Annotated in this window: 24 protein-coding genes; 23 read left to right on the forward strand and 1 reads right to left on the reverse strand. The window is 38.7% G+C overall.

Annotated elements, in window-relative coordinates:
- Nucleotides 1–246 precede the first annotated feature (246 nt).
- The 9 genes from H3T47_RS02565 (at nucleotide 247) to H3T47_RS02605 (ending at nucleotide 7368) form a co-directional block, all read left to right on the forward strand.
- Nucleotides 247–2271, forward strand: coding sequence for a transcription antiterminator (locus tag H3T47_RS02565; protein ID WP_199282453.1), 2025 nt, complete (start codon nucleotides 247–249; stop codon nucleotides 2269–2271).
- Between the two features lie 18 nt (nucleotides 2272–2289).
- Nucleotides 2290–2778, forward strand: coding sequence for a PTS sugar transporter subunit IIA (locus H3T47_RS02570; RefSeq protein WP_038522178.1), 489 nt, complete (start codon nucleotides 2290–2292; stop codon nucleotides 2776–2778).
- Entirely contained in the window at nucleotides 2771–3079 is a 309-nt protein-coding gene (locus tag H3T47_RS02575; protein WP_199282454.1) for a PTS sugar transporter subunit IIB, read from the forward strand. Before H3T47_RS02570 ends, H3T47_RS02575 begins: the two co-directional genes overlap by 8 nt.
- Before the next feature lie 4 nt (nucleotides 3080–3083).
- Nucleotides 3084–4334, forward strand: a complete 1251-nt coding sequence (locus tag H3T47_RS02580; RefSeq protein WP_199282455.1) for a PTS transporter subunit IIC — start codon at nucleotides 3084–3086, stop codon at nucleotides 4332–4334.
- A gap of 25 nt (nucleotides 4335–4359) precedes the next feature.
- Nucleotides 4360–5007, forward strand: a complete 648-nt coding sequence (gene rpe / locus H3T47_RS02585; RefSeq protein ID WP_199282456.1) for a ribulose-phosphate 3-epimerase — start codon at nucleotides 4360–4362, stop codon at nucleotides 5005–5007.
- A gap of 2 nt (nucleotides 5008–5009) precedes the next feature.
- Nucleotides 5010–5579, forward strand: a complete 570-nt coding sequence (hxlB, locus tag H3T47_RS02590) for a 6-phospho-3-hexuloisomerase (protein ID WP_199282555.1) — start codon at nucleotides 5010–5012, stop codon at nucleotides 5577–5579.
- Between the two features lie 17 nt (nucleotides 5580–5596).
- A complete protein-coding gene (locus H3T47_RS02595) occupies nucleotides 5597–6346 on the forward strand; it encodes an SDR family NAD(P)-dependent oxidoreductase (RefSeq protein ID WP_199282457.1) in 750 nt (249 codons plus the stop codon).
- Nucleotides 6347–6610: 264 nt separating this feature from the next.
- The gene (locus H3T47_RS02600; protein ID WP_046327006.1) at nucleotides 6611–6991 is read left to right on the forward strand and encodes a YbgA family protein; all 381 of its coding nucleotides are present in this window, start codon (nucleotides 6611–6613) and stop codon (nucleotides 6989–6991) included.
- A complete protein-coding gene (locus H3T47_RS02605) occupies nucleotides 6988–7368 on the forward strand; it encodes a TIGR02328 family protein (RefSeq protein ID WP_199282458.1) in 381 nt (126 codons plus the stop codon). The genes H3T47_RS02600 and H3T47_RS02605 overlap by 4 nt, the downstream gene beginning before the upstream one ends.
- Nucleotides 7369–7461: 93 nt before the next feature.
- Here the strand turns inward: H3T47_RS02605 and H3T47_RS02610 are convergent, their stop codons facing one another.
- A complete protein-coding gene (locus tag H3T47_RS02610; RefSeq protein ID WP_199282459.1) occupies nucleotides 7462–8814 on the reverse strand; it encodes a Mur ligase family protein in 1353 nt (450 codons plus the stop codon).
- A 146-nt stretch (nucleotides 8815–8960) separates the two neighbouring features.
- On the opposite strand from H3T47_RS02610, the gene H3T47_RS02615 reads away from it, so the two are divergent.
- From H3T47_RS02615 to H3T47_RS02680, 14 genes are all read left to right on the forward strand, one after another.
- A complete protein-coding gene (locus tag H3T47_RS02615; protein WP_038522204.1) occupies nucleotides 8961–9560 on the forward strand; it encodes a thymidine kinase in 600 nt (199 codons plus the stop codon).
- A gap of 17 nt (nucleotides 9561–9577) precedes the next feature.
- The gene (prfA, locus tag H3T47_RS02620; protein ID WP_038522207.1) at nucleotides 9578–10666 is read left to right on the forward strand and encodes a peptide chain release factor 1; all 1089 of its coding nucleotides are present in this window, start codon (nucleotides 9578–9580) and stop codon (nucleotides 10664–10666) included.
- A complete protein-coding gene (gene prmC / locus H3T47_RS02625; RefSeq protein WP_199282460.1) occupies nucleotides 10659–11507 on the forward strand; it encodes a peptide chain release factor N(5)-glutamine methyltransferase in 849 nt (282 codons plus the stop codon). The genes prfA and prmC overlap by 8 nt, the downstream gene beginning before the upstream one ends.
- Nucleotides 11507–12511: an L-threonylcarbamoyladenylate synthase gene (locus H3T47_RS02630; RefSeq protein WP_199282461.1), complete on the forward strand. Its 1005-nt coding sequence runs from the start codon at nucleotides 11507–11509 to the stop codon at nucleotides 12509–12511. Before prmC ends, H3T47_RS02630 begins: the two co-directional genes overlap by 1 nt.
- A gap of 84 nt (nucleotides 12512–12595) precedes the next feature.
- The gene (gene upp, locus H3T47_RS02635) at nucleotides 12596–13225 is read left to right on the forward strand and encodes a uracil phosphoribosyltransferase (protein WP_109918277.1); all 630 of its coding nucleotides are present in this window, start codon (nucleotides 12596–12598) and stop codon (nucleotides 13223–13225) included.
- Between the two features lie 117 nt (nucleotides 13226–13342).
- Nucleotides 13343–14056: a F0F1 ATP synthase subunit A gene (gene atpB, locus H3T47_RS02640; RefSeq protein WP_199282462.1), complete on the forward strand. Its 714-nt coding sequence runs from the start codon at nucleotides 13343–13345 to the stop codon at nucleotides 14054–14056.
- Between the two features lie 18 nt (nucleotides 14057–14074).
- Nucleotides 14075–14299 (forward strand): F0F1 ATP synthase subunit C, encoded by a 225-nt coding sequence (gene atpE / locus H3T47_RS02645; RefSeq protein ID WP_034981200.1) that lies wholly within the window; start codon nucleotides 14075–14077, stop codon nucleotides 14297–14299.
- Between the two features lie 42 nt (nucleotides 14300–14341).
- On the forward strand, nucleotides 14342–14854 hold the full coding sequence (gene atpF, locus H3T47_RS02650; protein ID WP_038522228.1) for a F0F1 ATP synthase subunit B: 513 nt from the start codon (nucleotides 14342–14344) through the stop codon (nucleotides 14852–14854).
- Nucleotides 14854–15402, forward strand: a complete 549-nt coding sequence (gene atpH / locus H3T47_RS02655; RefSeq protein ID WP_199282463.1) for an ATP synthase F1 subunit delta — start codon at nucleotides 14854–14856, stop codon at nucleotides 15400–15402. Before atpF ends, atpH begins: the two co-directional genes overlap by 1 nt.
- 14 nt (nucleotides 15403–15416) lie before the next feature.
- Nucleotides 15417–16928 carry a F0F1 ATP synthase subunit alpha gene (gene atpA, locus H3T47_RS02660; RefSeq protein WP_038522233.1) on the forward strand — a complete coding sequence of 504 codons (1512 nt, stop codon included), beginning with the start codon at nucleotides 15417–15419 and terminating at the stop codon, nucleotides 16926–16928.
- A gap of 11 nt (nucleotides 16929–16939) precedes the next feature.
- Nucleotides 16940–17902: a F0F1 ATP synthase subunit gamma gene (locus H3T47_RS02665; RefSeq protein WP_109918281.1), complete on the forward strand. Its 963-nt coding sequence runs from the start codon at nucleotides 16940–16942 to the stop codon at nucleotides 17900–17902.
- 22 nt (nucleotides 17903–17924) lie between these two features.
- Nucleotides 17925–19364 (forward strand): F0F1 ATP synthase subunit beta, encoded by a 1440-nt coding sequence (gene atpD, locus H3T47_RS02670; RefSeq protein WP_038522239.1) that lies wholly within the window; start codon nucleotides 17925–17927, stop codon nucleotides 19362–19364.
- An 11-nt stretch (nucleotides 19365–19375) separates the two neighbouring features.
- On the forward strand, nucleotides 19376–19813 hold the full coding sequence (locus H3T47_RS02675) for a F0F1 ATP synthase subunit epsilon (RefSeq protein ID WP_038522241.1): 438 nt from the start codon (nucleotides 19376–19378) through the stop codon (nucleotides 19811–19813).
- A 73-nt stretch (nucleotides 19814–19886) separates the two neighbouring features.
- On the forward strand, nucleotides 19887–20117 hold the full coding sequence (locus H3T47_RS02680; protein WP_046327016.1) for a DUF1146 family protein: 231 nt from the start codon (nucleotides 19887–19889) through the stop codon (nucleotides 20115–20117).
- Nucleotides 20118–20127 lie beyond the last annotated feature (10 nt).

A 20127-nucleotide genomic window follows, 5' to 3' on the forward strand; every position in this document is an offset into this window, starting at 1 on the left:
AAAAGCTGCTCTGGAAGAAGAATTTGGAAAAAAGTTTGGTTCAACCAATCTGAAGAAATAACTAATAAGTGTCAGGCTGTTTAAGCAGTCTGGCACTTTTTAGTTTAAAAATGATAAACAAGAATATTGAGAGTTCACCGCAAAACACAAATTCACTAATGAGCATGACAGAAATTGGACTTAATTAGTGATTTAGCAGTATGTGTAAGCGCTTATAATCGAATTGAGCGGAAGGAGGTGAATGAATTGAGCAGCCAGAATAAAGAAATTTTAGTAAGAATAGCGAAAGAGGGCACAGTTACTAAAAAAGAGCTTAAGGAACAGTTCAAGTTGACGGATAGGCAGGTTAATTATGCTATTGCCAACATCAACAGCTATCTTAAACTGCAGAAGTTACCATTAATTGTCTTAAAAAACAAAACTTATTTTGCCAAGAGAGAACTGGTTAATTATTTTGCTAATCACAAAGAAAAAAATAATTTACGTACTTTTTTACCTGACGAAAGAGTGTGGCTTCTCCTAACTCTGATCTTGAGCAGAACCAGTCCACTCTTTCTAAACGATTTTGTTTTTGAATTTCATGTTAGCAAGAACACCGTTTTAGCCGATCTTAAGAGGACCCGCTCCCAAATTGCAGACCTTGGACTAAAGATTACTTTTTCCCGTAAAAACGGCTATCGCCTAATAGGACACGAATGGGATAAACGTATGCTGCTGTATAAATGTATTTTAAAGATTTATACTGCGCTGGGTTTTGATACCTGCCTCCAGCTGTTACCAGACATCAATGATAACTACCTTGCAATTGAAAACAGCTTGTTGAAAATAGAAGAACAGCTCGGGAAAAAATATACTGATGATGACTTCTTTCTTCTAATTTTGTTTTTAACAGCAGTCACTAATCGGATCAAGCAAAATAAAAATTTGATTGCTAATGAACTGGCTAACGATGAAGAAATTAAGCAAACAGCAGAATATCAGGCCCTCGAACAAACTTTTTTTGATAAATTTTCACTTCAGGAAAAAAGTTTTGTTGCTCTTTTTATTTTAGGGGCAAATGTTAAGCAGCAGCAAAAAATATCCGCTTCTGTGCAAACAAGATTGATTAACGCATTGTGGGAATTTTTGAATGAATTTGAATTAAAGTCATTTATTGTGCTGCCGAATAAAAAGGATCTGTTAAAAAAGCTGATTGATCATTTTAGACCAGCTTATTACCGCATTAAATATAAACTGCCAGATAACAATCCTATGTTTAAGGAAATTATCGCTAAATATCACAGCCTGTATGAGATTGTGGCGCAGTCAATGACACCTTTAAATAATTTTTTTGGTACTCAAATTTCGCCTGACGAAACTGCTTTTGTGACTATTTTTATTGGCGGTCACCTCATGGAAAATAAGGTTAATGACCGCAAAAGAAAAATAGGTCGGGCAATACCGGTTTGTCCTAACGGAGTTTCAACCTCAAAAATACTGGAAAATAATCTGCGGGTGGCTTTTCCTGAGTTATCGTTTTATCCCGCTTGCTCTGTGCGTGAATATAAAAATTTTGTTTTGCCTTATGATGTGGTTTTTTCCACGGTGCCGCTTAAATCGGAAAAAACAGTTTTTGTTATCAGTGAAATTTTAAATGAGCACAGTATTACCAAACTAAGAAATGATGTTTTTAAAAAATTGTTGAACTTAAACTTCTCTAATATTGATATTCCCCAAATCATGAAGGTAGTTGCTGACTTTGCTGAAATAAAGGATAAAAAAGGTCTTGAAGACGGTTTGACCAAGCTACTAATACCGGAAAGTAATTTATTTGACGAGATGTCACAAGAACAGTCAAAGAGCAAACCTTATATTAAGGTCATTTTAACCCACCAGCAATATTCTTGGACGAGGTTAATAGCAAAAATTTCGGAGCCAATGATTAAAAGCAAAATTGTGAATGACGTTTTCTTCCTAGCTTTGAAAAAAGAGTACCGTGATCAACCCGACTACATTTTGTTAAATAGGCAGATACCACTGTTACATTTAGATCCAGACGTTTATCCCCAACAATTAGGACTGACACTATTAGTTTCCGCAAATCCCGTCAAATACGGGTCAGCCAAGGTCAATGTTGTCGCTCTGTTGACTACACCGAATAAGACAGATCATTTACCTTTACTTTATCAAGTTAAGAATATGGCGGAAGATACGGCCTTTATTCACAAGCTGTCTCAATCTGCAAATACCAAGGAAGCAGAAAAATTAGTCCAAAAGTTTCTTACCGCTTAAGAAAGGAGCAAATAAGTTTTGCAATTAACCGATTATGTTAAAAAAGATACGATTTTTTTGAATTGCCAAGCTCAAAGTAGGGCAGAACTCTTTTCAAAAGTGTCAGACAAGCTTTTGAATGAGGGTTATGTCAAAAAAGGCTTTTTAGATTTTATTAATCACAGAGAGGATAACTATCCTACGGGGCTGCAGCTGCAAAACCATACTGTAGCAATTCCACACGGCGATCCCCAGTTTATCAATAAGCCTTTTGTAGCTGTTATTACATTGACTAAACCAATTACTATGAGACGCATGGATGATGCGACAATTAAATTACCCGTAGACACACTATTTACGCTTGGTCTCACTAATGGTAGTGATCACCTTGATTTACTTAAAGAAATTATGAAATTACTGCAGACCGATTCATTTGTTCAGCAAATCAAAAATTGCACAAATAAAGACGAAGTGGAAACAGTAATTCGCGTTGCAGAAAAGAAGAGAAAGGAAAATTCTGATGACTGAAAAATTAAATATTTTAGTTGCTTGTGGCAGTGGGGTAGCGACTTCAACTATTGCTGCAGACGATATTAAGGATGTTTGCCGAGAATATGGGATTACTAATTATGCCATTTCCAAATGCAGCATGACGGAAATGCCCAGTATGAGTCAAAACTTTGACATTGTGTTTACCACTAATAATTACCGCGGCAAAATTGATACGCCCTTAATGAGCGTCACCGGCTTTATTACAGGGATTAATACTGCAGAACTAAGGCAAAAAGTAGGCGAAAAATTGCTTTCTTTAACAAAGGACAGGGAGTGAAATTATGGAAATACTAGGACAAATTTTTAAGACCATTATTAATATTGGCGCTACAGCTCTGCTGCCAATTATCATTTTCATTCTGGGCATGATTTTTAGAATGAAAATCGGGGATGCAATTAAGTCTGGTCTAACTGTCGGCATCGGATTTATGGGACTTACTTTAGTTGTTAATCTGTTAACTGCTTCGTTAAAACCTGCTGTGGACTATTATTCTAAGTTAGGTACCGGCTACACGATTACTGATATTGGTTGGCCAGCGGTTGGTGCCGCTTCGTGGGTAGCACCTTTTGCTGGCTTGGCAATCCTATTAGGAATAATTATCAATATTGTTTTGGTGCGAACCGGTTTAACAAAAACAATGAATGTCGATATTTGGAATTACATGCACTTCTTAATACCAGGTTCATTAGCTTATGTTTTATTCAATAACTTTTGGATTGGTTTGCTGGTGACGGTGAGCATGTCAGTTATTGCGCTTTTCATTGGCGATAAATTAGCACCAAAATGGCAAAATTACTTCGGTTTAGACGGCACCACCTGCACTACGATTATCTATACTGCCTGGGTCATGCCTTTTGCTTGGCTAATCAATAAATTAATTGATTTTATTCCTGGGTTAAATAAGGTTGATCTGAGTTTAGAAAAAGTAAACAAAAAGTTAGGTGTTTTTGGCGAATCTTCAGTTATTGGCACCATAGTCGGTATTTTACTTGCACTTTTAACCCGCCAAAATTTGGCTCATACAGTTACTATGGCGATTGGAATAGCCAGCGTTATGGTTTTGATGCCAAAAATGGTGGGAGTGTTAATGGAAGGTATTTCTCCAGTTGGCAAAGCGGCACGTTCAACAATGACGAAACAAATGGGTAAAAAGGCTAATTTGAACATTGGAATGGATATTGCTTTAGGCTTAGGCGATCCAGCCACTGAAACTGCCACTGTCATCACCATTCCGCTGGTGATTCTCTGTGCTTTGTTTTTGCCAAATATTAGATTGTTCCCAGTGGGCCTTTTAATGTCAATTATTTATATTTCGGTTGCGGGTACTTTAATGACTAAGGGCAACTTGTTTAGAACTATTTTGATTGGTGTGATTTTCTGTAGCGTAACCCTGTATTTGGAAGCTTATGTTGCCCCCGGCGCAACCAAAATGATTCAAACCGGCGGCGTCCATGTCAGTGGATTGTCATCTGACCTGACACTGTCGGAACCGTGGAATGCACTAATTTACTGGTTAAGTACTATTTTTTAAAAAGATATATGGGGTTATCCAAAATATGAGTGAAATATTACCGTCAATTTTTGGCGCAGATATTCTTAATCTGCAAAAGGAAATTGACATTTTAGAAAGTGAAAACGTTAGGACTTTGCACGTAGACATGATGGATGGCAATTTTGTTTCCAACATTGCTTTTGGTCCTAATCAGGTTCAGGCGCTAAAAGAATACAGCAATATGAAATTTGATATACATATGATGCTTGCTCAGCCGTTGGCACATTTAGATGATGCTATTGCTACAGGTGCGGAAATGATTTGCGTTCATTATGAATCGACACCGCACATCCATTTTGTTTTACAGCAAATTAAAAAAGCTGGTTGCAAAGCTGGTGTTGCTTTAAGTCCCGGAACGCCCGAGGCAGTCTTGAAATACCTCTTAGATGAAATTGACTATGTATTGGTCATGTCGATTAATCCTGGTCAGCCTGGGCAAAGATTTATTCCGCAAATCGTTGACAAGATTAAAAACGTACGGAAAATGGTCAAGGGACGCGACATCAAAATTGAAGTGGATGGTGGAATAAATGATAAATATGCCGCACAGTGTGCTGCTGCAGGAGCAGATATGTTGGTAGTAGGTGGTTATTTATTTAATGGTAACCAAGTGAAACAGCAACTGCTTAAGCTTAGAAATGCGGTCAAATAGTGATGAAAAGAGAAAAGAAATTGCAAAATTACACATTAAAAATTTTAAACCAGTTGACACATTATGCGGAACAAGAAGATACAGCTGATATTGCTTTAGTTGTGACTGAAATATTGCATGCTAATCATATATTTTTAGCAGGTGCTGGCCGTTCTGGCTTGGCTGTGCGGGGCTTTGGCAATAGGTTGTTGCATTTAGGATTTGCAGTTAGCATCGTCGGAGAAATCAGTTCACCCCATTCACAGCCGGGAGATTTATTAATTATCTGTTCCGGCTCCGGAGAAACTACTAGTTTAAAAGCCTTAGCGCAAAAAGCTGCAGCCGCCAAAGTAAAAATCATCTTATTTTCTACGACTAAGGAATCTACTATTGCGAAAATTGCAAATTATACAATGATTATTCCGGGAAAAACCAAGACAGCGCAGGATAAAACTACTGGTTTTACGCAACCAATGGGCTCGGTATTTGAACAACTATCATTTTTAACTTTTGACGGCATAGTAATGAATTTAATGGATCAGACCGGTGAAACTTCAGCTTCAATGTTTCAAAGACACGCGGATTTTGAGTGAGAGAAAGGATAGATAATATGAAAAAGTTTGACGGACAGGTTGTACTGGTAACAGGCGGCGCTAACGGTATTGGTAAAGGAATAGCAGAAAAGTTTGCCGCAAACGGTGCGAATACGGTCATTGTTGATTATGACAGTGAAAAGGGAAAGCAAACTGCGGCAGAGATAACAAATAAATATCAAAGATCTCTTTTTATTAAAACGGACGTTTCTAACTATCAGGATTTACAAAACGTTCATGACCAAGTAATGGCTGAATTTGGTAGAATTGACGTCCTTGTACTTGATGCAGGTATTGCCTACGCTGATAAAGTATCCGAAATAACACCGGCAGAATGGCAAAAAGTGCTTAATATCAACTTAAGTGGTTACTTTTACACTGTTAAAGCCTTTTATCAAGAATTTCTGGAGAACAAGGGCAGTATTGTATTTATCAGCTCTGGTTCAGCTCTTAGTGGAACTGGCGGCGGCGTAGCTTATCCTGCTTCAAAAGCTGGCGGAGAAGGACTGATGCGCGGTCTTGCTAAGGAACTGGGACCAAAAGGGGTAACCGTTAATGCTATTGCACCACGGGTAATTGACTCCGGCTTGTTAAGCGTGCATTATCCTACTAAGGAAAGTTTGGCGCCTTTGCTAAAACAAATTGCGGTTAGAAGAATTGGCACAGTTTCGGATGTTGCCAATCTAGCATACTTCTTAGCTAGTCCTGAAAATTCGTATATTCAGGGTCAAACAATTTTGCTTGATGGCAACAGAACGGTTAGATAATTTAGTTTTATAATACCCCCGAATTAAAAAGATTTGGGGGTATTATTGTGTCTATATTTTCATACGCTAACTAAAAAAGGGACTATTAAACGCATTTAGTTATAGCAAAAATCTTAGTTAAATTTGCAAATCAACCTGTTAGACTTAATCATTTGTACCAATTTCATATTTGGCCTAAAATGCAGTCAGTTAGAATTTTCGTTACTAAAATGATAACTAAATATGCACTTTTTATAATAAGATTACAAAGATGGAGTTAGGTAAATGATTAAATGGCAGGAAGACTGGGCTTATAACAAATACTGGGTAATGGCTCACTCTCAAGCATGTTATGAGCAGATTCGATTGTTAGCTAAGGATAATATGTGGTCAGAACAAAAAGAAACTGAATTTGAGCACTTGCTAGCACAAGCAGCCAGTCAAGCGCCCACTACTAAAACATTAACCAATGCCTATCAGCATGTCTGGGGTTATTTTAAGAAAATTTGTACACCTCAAGAAAAACAAACTTATTTACTCTTGTTGCAAAAATTGACGCCGCAAGACGATGAATTAGGTCCGTTTTTAAGCGGTCTAACCAACAAATATCAAGTTACCTACTTATTAAATTCGCGGTTAATGCAGGAGGCTCAAGCACAATCATGAGATTATGGCACCAAGAACTAATCTGGCAATTGCCCCGGCAACAATTATTAGGGCAACACCGTGAAATTGCTGCTTTACGCGGGCGTGGCTGGGGTAAACCTCATGCCACTGTTAACTATGTTTTTCAATATTCGCCCTATAAACTCTATCAATTTCATTTATTGGTATTAGCTGAAATGGCGAGGCGCCACTATCATCCGGATATTAAATGGTTTGATCCATATTATCGCGGACAGTATTGTGCTAGATACGAAAATTTAGCTGCTATTCCTTGGACAGATCCCATCTATCCAGAGCATGATGCTGCCTATTTAAAAGCTTGTTTGGCTAATTTGCACCAAAAAGGCATTGACTTAAATATAGGTAGGGACAATTAGTTTTAACCATTCAAGTGTTCTAATTAAGTTAAAAAATAAAAAATATCCACAAAACATACAACCAGCGTTTTGCGGATATTTTTACTTAAATAACTACATGCCTGCCTTAACGATTTTCTTTTCAGCCATAGTTTTACGTAAAGAAAGCATAGCAGTATAGGTAGATAAAATGTAAACTTTTTTAGTTGGCAAATTGGCAATATTGGCGATTACTTCCTCATTATCTGTGCAGGTAACCATTTTACCGGGGTCAAAGCCGGCGACTTCAAGACGAAAACCCATGTCATGCCAGCGCTGTCCACCAACCAGAATTTTTTTAATTTGATCGTGATTTAAGTCTTCAAATTGACCGTCCCATATCCAAGAAGTGTCGATGCCGTCAGCGTGATTAGCATTGAGCAAGGCAACTAGGGAATAGTCATCTTTTTCAGTGTTAAGCATGTGGAGTACTTCGTCTAATCCCACAGGATTTTTAACCAAGATCAGATCAATTTCTTTTCCTTCATATTTAATTAACTCTTGTCTACCAAAAATACGTTTATTTCTGGCAAAAGCTTGCGCAATTTCATCTTCGCTTAAGCCAAAATGACGTGCCACAGAATAAGCTGCCAAAGCATTATAGATGTTATAAGTACCACCAATCTTTATAATGTAGTTTTTGCTACCCATCTGAAACTCAAGTTTATTCGGCGTTTGTTCAATAATCCTGTTAACAGAATATGTTAGCTCCGGTCTGTGGTATTGGCAGTTGGGGCAGAAAAAATCACCCAAGTTAGCGTAAATGCGCTCGTGATAATGCAAAATATGATCGCATTGAGGACACAGGATACCGTCAGTATTAACGGGAGCCTTCAGATCATTTTGCGGATTATCATCTGGCAGTTTAAAGCCGTAATAGATTTTTGGATTAGGCAAGTCAACGGAAGAAAAGATACTGGCATCACCATTTGCAATGATGGTTGCTTCAGGTGCTAATTTAATTCCAGCAACAATTTTTTCGTAAGTAGTATAGATTTCACCGTAGCGATCCATTTGATCGCGAAAAATATTGGTTAAAACAAAAACGCTGGGATGAACCAGTTCCGTTACCATTTTGACGTTAGCTTCATCAACTTCCAGTACTGCTATTGGCCTCTTGGCCTTTTTCTTCTTGTGTGCCAAAAAGGCGGTAATGATTCCCTGCTGCATATTAGAGCCGGACGGATTGGTCAAAACGTCGCCGTATTTTTCCCGCAGTGCTGCTACGATTAATGCCGTTGTCATTGTTTTACCATTTGTTCCGGTAACAATAACCGTTTCGTAGCCCTCAGCTAATGTTTTCAAAATTGCAGGATCAATATCCATAGCTAACTTGCCGGGGAAACTGGTTCCCCCTTTAAGTACATTATGTAAAAACCAGTAACTTGATTTGCCGGCAACTTTAGCAATTCCAGATTTAAAACTCATATTCTTCCCTCGCTTTAAAATCATTAACAACTATAGCATAGCCACGAACTGAAAACGAGTTTTTAGCGACTATTTAACTGCACTTATTTTATTTTTACATTATACTAGATGAGTTAGGTGAATTTAAATGAAACAAAGGAGCAAGAATGGCACAACTATTTTTTGAGTATGGCACTATGAGCAGTGGCAAAACTTTGGAAATACTGAAAGACGCTCATAATTATGAGGCTCAAGGTCGGAAAATTGTTTTATTAACAAGCGGTATTGATAATCGCAGTGGAGTTGGTACCGTGGCGTCAAGGATTGGATTACACAGAAACGCAGTTCCTATAGATCACGACTTTGATATTTTTGCTTATATTAAGGAAGTAAACGAGCAGGAAAAAGCGCGCGGAGATGGTGAAATTGCCTGCGTGTTTGTTGATGAAGCACAATTTTTAGAACGGCATCATGTAGTGGAATGTGCCAAAATAGTTGATGATTTAGGTATTCCGGTAATGACTTTCGGCTTAAAAAATGACTTCCAAAATAATTTATTTGAGGGAACGAAAAACCTGTTGATTTTTGCTGATAAAATTAAAGAAATAAAAACAATTTGCCACTACTGTGGTAGAAAGGCTACAATGAATCAACGGATACATAATGGCAAGCCGGTTTATGAAGGAGAACAGGTACAAATAGGTGGGGATGAAAGCTACTACCCAGTTTGTCGTTTTCATTATTTTCACCCAAGTCAATCAAGATAGAGAGGGATTAATAGAACATGGATAAAATTATGGCGCAGCTTGAAGGTCTTGTTGCTCATTATGATGAACTGCAAGAGATGATGGCCGATCCAGAGGTTATCAATGATACCAAGAGGTATATGGAGGTATCAAAAGAAGAAGCAGATCTGAGAGATGTGGTTCAAAAATACCGCAAGTTTAAGGCTGATAAAAAAGAAATTGCGGATAATAAAGATATTATTGCAAGCGAAAGCGATTCTGATTTGGTAGAAATGGCCAAAGAAGAAAATAATGATTTGGAAGATGAAATCGCCCAACTTGAAGATGAAATTAAGATCTTAATGCTGCCTAAAGACCCTAATGATGATAAAGACATTATTATGGAAATTAGAGGAGCAGCAGGTGGGGATGAAGCTTCTTTATTTGCCGGTGATTTGCTCAGAATGTATGAAAAATACGCGGAAAGACAAAACTGGCAGGTTTCTGTAGTTGATAGCGAACCGACAGAAGTTGGTGGCTATAAGCGGATCGCAATCATGATTACGGGCGATAAGGTTTATTCTAAGCTTAAATATGAAAATGGCGCTCACCGTGTGCAAAGAGTTCCTGTGACCGAATCACAAGGTCGTGTACATACTTCAACAGCAACTGTAGCGGTTATGCCTGAATACGAACAGGTAGACCTTGATTTAGATCCAAAAGATATTCGGGTTGACGTCTACCGCTCAAGTGGTGCCGGTGGTCAGCACATTAACAAAACTTCCAGTGCGGTCCGCATGACGCACCTGCCAACTGGTATCGTTGTCGCAATGCAAGACCAACGTAGTCAACAACAAAACCGTGAAAAAGCGATGCAAATTTTGAAATCACGTGTTTATGATTATTATGAAAGTCAAAACCGTGATCAATATGATGCTAAACGTAAAAATGCTGTCGGAACTGGTGACCGTTCAGAACGGATTAGAACTTATAACTATCCGCAAAACCGCGTTACCGATCACCGTATCGGTTTGACTCTGAATAAACTTGACCGCATAATGAACGGCGAGCTTGACGAAATTATTGATGCTTTAATTTTATATAATCAAACTAAGCAATTGGAGGAGCTGGCCGAACAAAATGTCTAAAATTGACACTTTAAAAAGTCTGCGGATATGGGCAGCTGAAACAGCACCAGAAGCAAGACCTGAGGATATTGACTTTTTACTGGCTGAAAGGCTGGAGTTAAATCCGAGCGGGTTCCAATTGAAACAAGATCTGCAGCTTACTCCGGATCAGGTTAAGCAAGCGCAAAAAGACGTTAAAAAGCTGGCTAAAGGAATTTCACCCCAATATATTTTGGGCTACTCGTGGTTTTTAGGCTATAAAATTTTGGTTCAGCGGGGAGTTTTAATTCCGCGCTTTGAAACTGAAGAATTAGTAGAATGGGCCTTAGCAGATTTAACTACTGGTGATAAGGTGCTTGATTTGGGTACTGGCTCAGGCTGCATTACGGTGGCTCTAGCTAAAGAAGCAGCCAAAAAGAATATTACAAAGCTTGATTTATATGCTTCTGATGTTACTGATGCTGCTTTAAGAACAAGTGAGGAAAATTTCTTAATTCATAATGTTGATGTGACAGTACGCAAAGCAAATATTTTAATTGGTCTGGAAAAATTCGCTAAAATCATTTCCAATCCTCCTTATATTAAGGAATCGGAAAAAGATATTATGGATCAAAATGTTTTGCAAAACGAACCGCAAGAGGCACTTTTTGGCGGTCAGAATGGGATCGAATTTTACCAGAAATTTGTCAAACAGGTGCGCGATCACCTCAATACTGGCGGAGAATTTTTCTTGGAATTTGGCTTTAGTGAAAAAGATCAGCTGGCAGAACTATTTGCTCAAGAATTACCTGATTTTACTATTGAGTTTAAAAACGATTTGTCTGGCAAGCCGCGGATGGTTAAAGGGAAGTGGAATAAATAATGGAAACTAAAATTTTTTCACAGAATCAAATTGATGATGCAGTAAAATTACTCGCTCAAGGAGATTTAGTCGCCTTTCCCACTGAAACAGTTTATGGCTTGGGTGCAATTGCTACTAACGAGCAAGCTGTTAAAAATGTTTATGCAGCAAAAGGTCGTCCCAGTGATAATCCCTTAATTGTCACTGTTTCTGATGCCACTATGATGGCCCAATACGCTAAGGAAGTTCCAGAACGTGCGCAAAAATTAATCAAAAAATTTTGGCCTGGTCCATTGACTTTATTACTTTACGTTAAGCATCATAGCTTGCCTAAAGCTGTGACCGGTGGACTTGATACGGTAGCTTTTCGGTGCCCTAAGGATAAATTAACACATGAACTAATCAGTAAATTAGGCTACCCAATAGTCGGTCCTTCAGCCAACACTTCGACTAAACCAAGTCCCACTACTGCCGAACACGTATATCACGACTTGAAAGGTAAAATTGCTGGTATTATTGACGGCGGGCCAACAGAGGTGGGATTAGAATCAACCATTATTGACTTGTCAGTAGCAACTCCTATTGTTTTACGTCCCGGTGCTATTACGCCTGAAGAATTAAGTGATGCTTTAGGAGAAAAAGTTTTAATTAATACGGGCAAAGTTGCCGATAAAGATGTACCTAAGGCTCCCGGTATGAAGTACCGTCACTATGCTCCTAGTGCCCCAGTTGTCGTTGTTGATGATCCCAAGGATTTTGCTCACCTCAATTTGACTAATGAAACAGGGGTAATGGCATTAAGTAAAATTCTCAATGAGATTGAGTTGCCAGCTGCTAATAAATTTAATTTGGGTAAAAATTTGGCAAATGCTGATCATAATCTTTTTGGAGGATTACGTTACTTTGATGATAAACCTAATATTAAACAAATATTTGTGCAGGGTTTTTCTGGCAGTGAAGATACTTTGGCTTACATGAATAGGCTGAATAAAGCCGCTGCTGGTCATCACTATATGCCAAAATAAAAATTTGATAGCAAAGGACTTTAAACCCTTTGCTTTTTTTATTAAAATACTCGTAAACGTAATTATGTTTATAGGAGGAAAAAGATGGGCAAATTTACGGTTTTGAATCATCCGTTAATTCAACACAAGTTAACAATTATTAGGCGTAAGGAAACAAGTTCCAACGAGTTTAGACGCATTGTTGGTGAAATTGGTGGGCTGATGACTTACGAGATTACCAGAGATTTGCCACTAAAAGATGTTGAAATTGAAACACCAATTGGCAAGACCACTCAAAAAGAGATTGCCGGTAAAAAGCTGACTATTGTGCCAATTCTGCGTGCAGGTATTGGTATGCTTAACGGTGTAATGGAAATGATTCCATCAGCTAAAGTAGGAGTAATTGGCATGTATCGGGATGAGGAAACTCTTAAGCCGCACGAATATTTCTGCAAGATGCCTAAGGATGTTGCAGAACGTGAATGCTTAGTAGTTGACCCAATGCTTGCAACCGGTGGTTCTGCAAATATGGCAATTGGTGCTTTGAAAAAGCGTGGAGTAAAAGATATTAAGCTTGCAGTTTTGGTTGCCGCACCTGAGGGAGTTAAGGCTATACAAAAAGAAAATCCTGACGTTGATATTTATACAGCAGCAGAAGATGACAAATTATTGCCAAATGGCTACATTACTCCCGGTTTAGGTGATGCTGGCGACCGGTTATTTGGCACTAAATAAATTTTTTTGCGTAAAATAATCGTATAATTCGCTTTCATTTTTCACAAAATTATTGAATGGTGTTAATATTGTATGAGTGTTCGATAATTTGGGCACAAGAAGGGAGGTCACGAAGTATTGGAGAGATCATTTGTGTTTAAATTCTTGGGTCTTAAATTTGATTTAACAGGAATTATAGGCTCAACATTGATGGCAGTTGTGGTTTTGTTCGTTTGCATTTGGCTTTCGCGCAAAGTTGAAATGAAGCCAAATAAAAAGCAAAATGTGTTAGAATATCTGATTGATTTTACTGATGGTATTGTTAAAGACAATGTCAGTGATCCTGATGCCAGAAGGCACCTTTCACTTTATGCTTTTGTTCTGTTTATCTATATTTGGTTTATGAACCAACTGGGACTTTTCTTGGAAGTTAAAGTAGGCGACACTATGATTGTTAAATCACCTACGGCAGACCCAGTGACAACAATGTCATTTGCAATGATGACCTTGCTTCTTTCATTCACTTTCGGAATGCAAAAATTCGGTACTGGTGGCTATTGGCGCAATTATGCCGAACCTGTTAGTTTCCTGTTTCCAATCAATATGATTGAGGAGATCACTAACTTCTTGACATTGTCTTTGCGTTTATATGGTAATATTTACGCTGGTGAAGTGTTATTAACTTTAATAGGAAATAGCTTTGCTCCCAGCTTTGGTGTTACCACTTTGGTTTTAGCAGCACCGTTAGCTATGATCTGGCAAGGATTCTCTGTCTTCATTGGCTCTATCCAGGCATATGTTTTCGTAACTTTATCCATGGTCTATGTCGGAAAAAAGGTTACAAAAGAATAATTTTTTGGAGGTTTAAACATGTCACAAGCTTTTAAATATATCTCAGCAGCTATCGTAGCTGGTATTGCTGCTTTAGCAGCTTCTTGGGGTAACGGTAAAGTTATTACTAAGACAGTTGAGAGCATGGCTCGTCAACCAGAAAGCGCAGGTAACTTAAGATCAACAATGTTCATTGGTGTTGGTCTGATTGAAGCCGTTCCTATTTTGGCGATTGTTGTTGCTTTCCTGATTCTCTTCGTTTAATTTTATTTAAAATAATTTAGGTAAAAGAGAGAAGGGCAGTAAATGACATTTCATAACTTATTTGCAGCCTCAGCAGGTCATATTTATCTAGGTAATACTTTGTGGTATCTGATTGTTTTCGCAATTTTGCTTCTTTTGGTTAAACATTATGCTTGGGGACCAGTTTCCGACATGATGGAAAAAAGACGCCAAAAGGTAATTAATGACCTTGATTCAGCTGCAGACAATCGCAAAAAGGCCGAAGTTTTGGCTAATGAGCGTGAAGCTGCCTTGAAGAATTCAAGACAAGAAGCAACGCAAATACTTACTGACGCAAAAGCAAATGCGGAAAAAACAAGTACGCAGATTGTGGCAGAGGCTAATAATAATGCTGCTTCAATTCATGAAAAGGCAAAAGCCGATGCTGCACAAGCAAAAGCTGATGCGTTAGATGAAGCTCGTGCACAAGTTGCAGATATTTCTGTGACGATTGCGGAAAAAGTAATTGCGAAGAATTTATCTGCTGATGACCAAAAAGATTTAGTCGATCAATTCATTAAGGGGCTGAATAAATAATGGCCTTAAGTAAAGCAGAAATTGCTGCACGTTATGGTACTGCACTATTTGATTATGCACAGGATATGGATGCTTTAATAGCTGTTCATGCAGATTTGCAGGAACTGGCAGAAGCCATTTCAAACTATCCTCAGATCTTGAAAGTTTTTAGTGATCCAATTTTTAATAGCGCAGAAAAAGCTCACTCACTTTCTGTGATTGCACAAGGTCTGACTAAGGAAGTTCAAAATTTTTTGAATTTACTGTTAGATTATGACCATTTTTTGGAACTGCCTGCAATCATTGATTGTTTTAATAGTCTATACAATCAAAAAGAAAAAATTGCAACTGGCGTGGCTATTTCAGCCGTTGCACTAGATGAGCAGCAATTACAAAAATTGGGTGCTGGCTATGCCCAAAAATATGGCCTTAAAAAAGTCATTCTTAAAAATGAGGTTGATCAAGGTCTGATCGGCGGCGTAGTTTTAAAAGTTGGTGATTGCGTAATTGATGGTTCAGTCAAAAATAAACTGAATAAGATTCGTGCGCAGTTAATTAATAAAAATTAAAAGAGGTGAAACCATTGAGCATAAAAGCAGAAGAGATTAGCTCTTTAATCAAGCAGCAGCTTGAACACTATGATGATAAACTCGACATTAATGAAGTCGGAGTTGTAACATACATAGGTGATGGTATCGCCCGGGCTCACGGATTGAACAATGTTTTGGCCAACGAACTATTGGAATTTGATAATGGTTCTTATGGTATTGCACAAAACCTTGAATCAAATGATGTTGGTATCATTATTCTAGGCAATTTTGATGATATTCGTGAAGGTGACCAAGTCAAAAGAACCGGTCAAATTATGCGTGTACCGGTTGGTGATGCACTAATTGGTCGCGTTGTTAACCCATTAGGACAGCCGGTTGATGGACTTGGCGAAATAAAAACGTCTAAGACTCGTCCAATCGAGGCTTCGGCACCGGGTGTTATGGAACGCCAGTCAGTTAATCAACCGCTGCAAACGGGTATCAAGGCTATCGATGCTTTGGTCCCAATCGGTCGCGGTCAACGTGAATTAATTATTGGTGACCGTAAAACTGGTAAGACTAGTTTGGCAATTGATACTATTTTAAACCAAAAGGGCCAAGATGTAATCTGCATCTATGTCTTTATCGGTCAAAAGGAATCAACTGTCAGATCCCAAGTAGAAACTTTAAAACGCTTTGGCGCAATGGATTATACGATTGTTGTTGAAGCCGGACCAAGTGAACCAGCACCAATGCTTTATATAGCACCGTATGCTGGTACGGCAATGGGTGAAGAATTTATGTACAACGGTAAGGATGTTTTAGTGGTCTTTGATGACCTGTCCAAACAAGCCGTTGCTTACCGTGAACTTTCTTTGCTTCTCCGTCGTCCGCCTGGTCGTGAAGCTTATCCTGGTGATGTTTTCTATTTGCACTCACGTTTACTTGAACGTAGTGCCAAGTTGAGCGATAAATTGGGTGGCGGTTCTATGACTGCCTTACCATTTATTCAGACTGAAGCGGGAGATATCTCAGCTTATATTCCAACCAACGTGATTTCAATTACCGACGGACAAATTTTCTTGCAAAGCGACTTATTCTTTGCGGGAACTCGTCCAGCCATTGATGCGGGTAACTCAGTTTCCCGTGTTGGTGGTAGTGCTCAGATTAAAGCGATGAAGAAGGTAGCTGGTACCTTGCGTACTGACCTTGCCGCTTTCCATGAGTTAGAGAGCTTTGCCCAATTCGGTAGCGACTTGGATCAGGCAACACAAGCAAAATTGAACCGTGGACGCAGAGTTGTGGAAGTATTAAAGCAGCCACTCCACGCACCTATTCCAGTTGAAAAGCAAGTTGTTATACTTTACGCTTTAACTCATGGATATCTAGATTCAGTTCCTGTTGATGACATTGCCAAGTTTGAAAAAGAATTATATGACAATTTCGACAGCAACCATGCTGATCTGCTAAAACATATCCGTGAAACTGGTGAATTGCCGGATGAAAAAGAATTGCAAACAGCAATTGAGAAGTTTGCGGATAGTTTTTCACCAAGTAATAAATAGGAGGTAGCTTTATGCCTGCATCTTTACTTGCGTTGAAGAGAAAAATTGCTTCAGTTAAGCAAACTGGTAAAATCACTGAAGCCATGAGAATGGTTTCCGCGTCAAAGTTGAACCAAACGGAAAAGCGGGATAAAGGCTACACGATTTATAATAATCATGTGCGGCAAACTTTATCGCGTTTAATGAGTGCCGAGGTTGTAAACCACTTGCATAAAGCAAATGTGGCGATTGACAATGAGAGCATTAGCAAAATCGATTACGAAAATGTTTTCGGCTTAGGTATTGTTTCCGATATGGTTCAAGCACGGAAAAAGGTTAATTCCACAGGTTATTTGGTCATCACTGGTGACCGTGGTTTAGTTGGTTCCTATAATAGTGCTGTCATCAAAAACATGATGGGATTATTTGAAGACTCTCGCGCTGAACATAAAGACATCAAAGTTCTGGCTGTAGGGTCTGTTGGGGCTGACTTTTTCAAGAAAAATAATCTGAATGTTGTCTATGAAAATGACAATATTAGTGACGTGCCGACCTTTGATGAAGTTTTACCAATTGTTTCAACTGCGATCAAAATGTATTTGAATGGAGTATATGATGAGTTATATGTTTGTTATACTCACCATATTAACTCTTTGTCATCTGCATTTAGGGTTGAAAAAATGTTGCCAATCGTTGACATTGATATTGGCGTCAAAGAAGCTGAAGCACATAAAGATTTAGAATACGATATCGAACCAAACGTTAATGCTGTCTTAACCACATTAATTCCTCAATATGCCCGTTCAACTATTTACGGCGCAATTCTGGATGCCAAGACTGCTGAACACGCCAGTTCAATGACTGCGATGCAGAGTGCTACGGATAATGTTGACGATTTGGTTTCGAGTTTAACTACTAAATTAAACCGTGCAAGACAAGCAGAAATCACTACTGAAATTACTGAAATTGTCAGTGGTGCTAATGCTTTGAAATAATTAAGAAAAGGAGGTAGATGTTTTGAGTGAAGGTGAAGTTGTTCAAGTAATCGGCCCTGTTGTCGATGTTAAATTTCCGCTTGACAAAAATCTGCCTGATATCGACAATGCTTTGCGTGTTATCAAATCGGATGATGAATCTATTGTCCTTGAAGTTACGCTGGAGCTTGGCGACGGCGTTTTAAGAACAATAGCCATGGAATCTACCAATGGTCTTAAGCGCGGCATGAAGGTTGAAGATACCGGTGGTCCAATTTCTGTACCTGTTGGTAATGATACTTTGGGGCGCGTCTTTAATGTTTTAGGTGAACCAATTGATAACGGTCCTAAATTTGAAAAAGATCATGCGCGTGAAAGTATTCATAAAAATGCCCCGAAGTACGATGAACTGACTACTAGTCAGGAAATTTTGGAAACAGGTATTAAGGTTATTGACTTGCTTGAACCGTATGTTCGTGGTGGTAAAGTTGGATTATTCGGTGGTGCCGGTGTTGGTAAAACTACGATTATTCAAGAATTAATTCATAATATTGCCCAAGAACATGGTGGTATTTCAGTCTTTACCGGTGTTGGTGAAAGAACACGTGAAGGTAATGATCTTTACTTTGAAATGAAAGCATCTGGTGTTTTAAGTAAAACCGCCATGGTTTTCGGTCAAATGAATGAACCGCCTGGTGCCAGAATGCGTGTTGCTTTAACCGGCTTAACATTAGCTGAATACTTCAGAGATGTTGAAGGTCAAGACGTTTTACTCTTTATTGACAACATTTTCCGGTTTACTCAAGCTGGTTCCGAGGTGTCAGCCTTGCTAGGACGTATGCCTAGTGCCGTTGGTTATCAGCCAACATTGGCGACTGAAATGGGGCAACTACAAGAGCGTATCACTTCTACCAAGAAGGGCTCCATTACTTCAATTCAGGCGGTTTATGTGCCAGCCGATGACTATACTGACCCAGCTCCAGCTACTACTTTTGCTCACTTGGATGCTACGACCAACTTGGAACGTAGCCTAGTTGAACAAGGTATTTATCCGGCTGTTGATCCGTTGCAATCCACTTCTAGTGCTTTAGATCCTGAAATTGTTGGTCAAGAACACTATGAAGTTGCTACTCGGGTACAACATATTTTGCAACGTTATCATGAATTGCAAGATATCATTTCCGTTTTGGGAATGGATGAGTTGTCTGATGAGGAAAAGGTTATTGTTAGCCGTGCTCGTAAAATTCAATTCTTCTTATCACAAAACTTCTTTGTGGCAGAACAGTTTACTGGGGTTCCCGGTTCTTATGTTCCCATCAAAGAAACCATCAAAGGTTTTAAGATGATTTTGGAGGGACACTTAGATGATCTTCCAGAAGATGCTTTCCGTAGTGTCGGCCCAATTGAAGATGTCTTGAAGAAGGCTAAGCAAATGGGTGTAACTCCTAGCGATCCAGAAGCTAAAGCATTATTAGAAAAGTAAGGTGATGTCAAATGGCAGATCCAGAAAAGCTTTTTATGGTAAATATTGTAACTCCTGATGGTCTGATTTTTTCCCACCATTCCAGCATTGTAGAAATGCGAGCAATAGACGGTCAACGCTCGGTCATGTATAATCACTTGCCGATTTTGACCCCACTTGCAATTGGTGAGATTAAGGTTAAGAGAAGCCGTGAAATGAACAATGTGGTCAACCATATTGCAGTTAGTGGCGGTTACTTTGAATTTTCCAATAATGTAGCTACAATTATTGCTGATAGCGCAGAACGTGCCGGTAATATTGATGTGTCTCGAGCTAAGGCTGCTAGGGAACGTGCTCAAAATGCCTTGAAGAAGGCTCAAGCAGAGCATGACCAGAAGTCTCTTGAAAGGGCACAAGTTGCATTAAGAAGGGCAGTAAACAGAATAAGTGTTTACAACTCAGACAAATAGAATTAAAGTTTTAAGCGGATGCACTACTTTGTGTGTCCGCTTTTATTGTGACTTAAGAAAAGTGAGAAAAAATATGTTTCAACTTGGCGTTCATGCCTTAATTAGTATAATAATTTATTTAATTACGATTGGCTTGTCCTTTCAAATTATGAAAAGCGTACGTATTGAAAACATAATTCGTAAGAATAAAGTATTTGAAGCCCAGCTGTTTCTGATTTTTGCGGCTATTGCCTTAGGCTTTCTGGTAGGTAATTTCTTCATTACCTTAATTGACACTTCTATGCAACTGAGCAATTTCTTTTAAGACTTGGTAA

It is taken from the genome of Lactobacillus sp. W8093 (assembly GCF_016100925.1).
Lineage (GTDB): Bacteria > Bacillota > Bacilli > Lactobacillales > Lactobacillaceae > Lactobacillus > Lactobacillus helsingborgensis.

Coding starts and splice junctions, on each gene's coding strand:
- H3T47_RS02675 (WP_038522241.1), top strand. CDS start 19,376: ATGGCAGATCCAGAAAAGCTTTTTATGGTAAATATTGTAACTCCTGAT.
- H3T47_RS02610 (WP_199282459.1), bottom strand. CDS start 8,814: ATGAGTTTTAAATCTGGAATTGCTAAAGTTGCCGGCAAATCAAGTTAC.
- hxlB (WP_199282555.1), top strand. CDS start 5,010: ATGAAAAGAGAAAAGAAATTGCAAAATTACACATTAAAAATTTTAAAC.
- atpH (WP_199282463.1), top strand. CDS start 14,854: ATGGCCTTAAGTAAAGCAGAAATTGCTGCACGTTATGGTACTGCACTA.
- H3T47_RS02605 (WP_199282458.1), top strand. CDS start 6,988: ATGAGATTATGGCACCAAGAACTAATCTGGCAATTGCCCCGGCAACAA.
- H3T47_RS02575 (WP_199282454.1), top strand. CDS start 2,771: ATGACTGAAAAATTAAATATTTTAGTTGCTTGTGGCAGTGGGGTAGCG.
- H3T47_RS02580 (WP_199282455.1), top strand. CDS start 3,084: ATGGAAATACTAGGACAAATTTTTAAGACCATTATTAATATTGGCGCT.
- H3T47_RS02680 (WP_046327016.1), top strand. CDS start 19,887: ATGTTTCAACTTGGCGTTCATGCCTTAATTAGTATAATAATTTATTTA.
- H3T47_RS02665 (WP_109918281.1), top strand. CDS start 16,940: ATGCCTGCATCTTTACTTGCGTTGAAGAGAAAAATTGCTTCAGTTAAG.
- H3T47_RS02615 (WP_038522204.1), top strand. CDS start 8,961: ATGGCACAACTATTTTTTGAGTATGGCACTATGAGCAGTGGCAAAACT.
- upp (WP_109918277.1), top strand. CDS start 12,596: ATGGGCAAATTTACGGTTTTGAATCATCCGTTAATTCAACACAAGTTA.
- H3T47_RS02600 (WP_046327006.1), top strand. CDS start 6,611: ATGATTAAATGGCAGGAAGACTGGGCTTATAACAAATACTGGGTAATG.
- H3T47_RS02595 (WP_199282457.1), top strand. CDS start 5,597: ATGAAAAAGTTTGACGGACAGGTTGTACTGGTAACAGGCGGCGCTAAC.
- prfA (WP_038522207.1), top strand. CDS start 9,578: ATGGATAAAATTATGGCGCAGCTTGAAGGTCTTGTTGCTCATTATGAT.
- rpe (WP_199282456.1), top strand. CDS start 4,360: ATGAGTGAAATATTACCGTCAATTTTTGGCGCAGATATTCTTAATCTG.
- atpE (WP_034981200.1), top strand. CDS start 14,075: ATGTCACAAGCTTTTAAATATATCTCAGCAGCTATCGTAGCTGGTATT.
- H3T47_RS02630 (WP_199282461.1), top strand. CDS start 11,507: ATGGAAACTAAAATTTTTTCACAGAATCAAATTGATGATGCAGTAAAA.
- atpF (WP_038522228.1), top strand. CDS start 14,342: ATGACATTTCATAACTTATTTGCAGCCTCAGCAGGTCATATTTATCTA.
- prmC (WP_199282460.1), top strand. CDS start 10,659: ATGTCTAAAATTGACACTTTAAAAAGTCTGCGGATATGGGCAGCTGAA.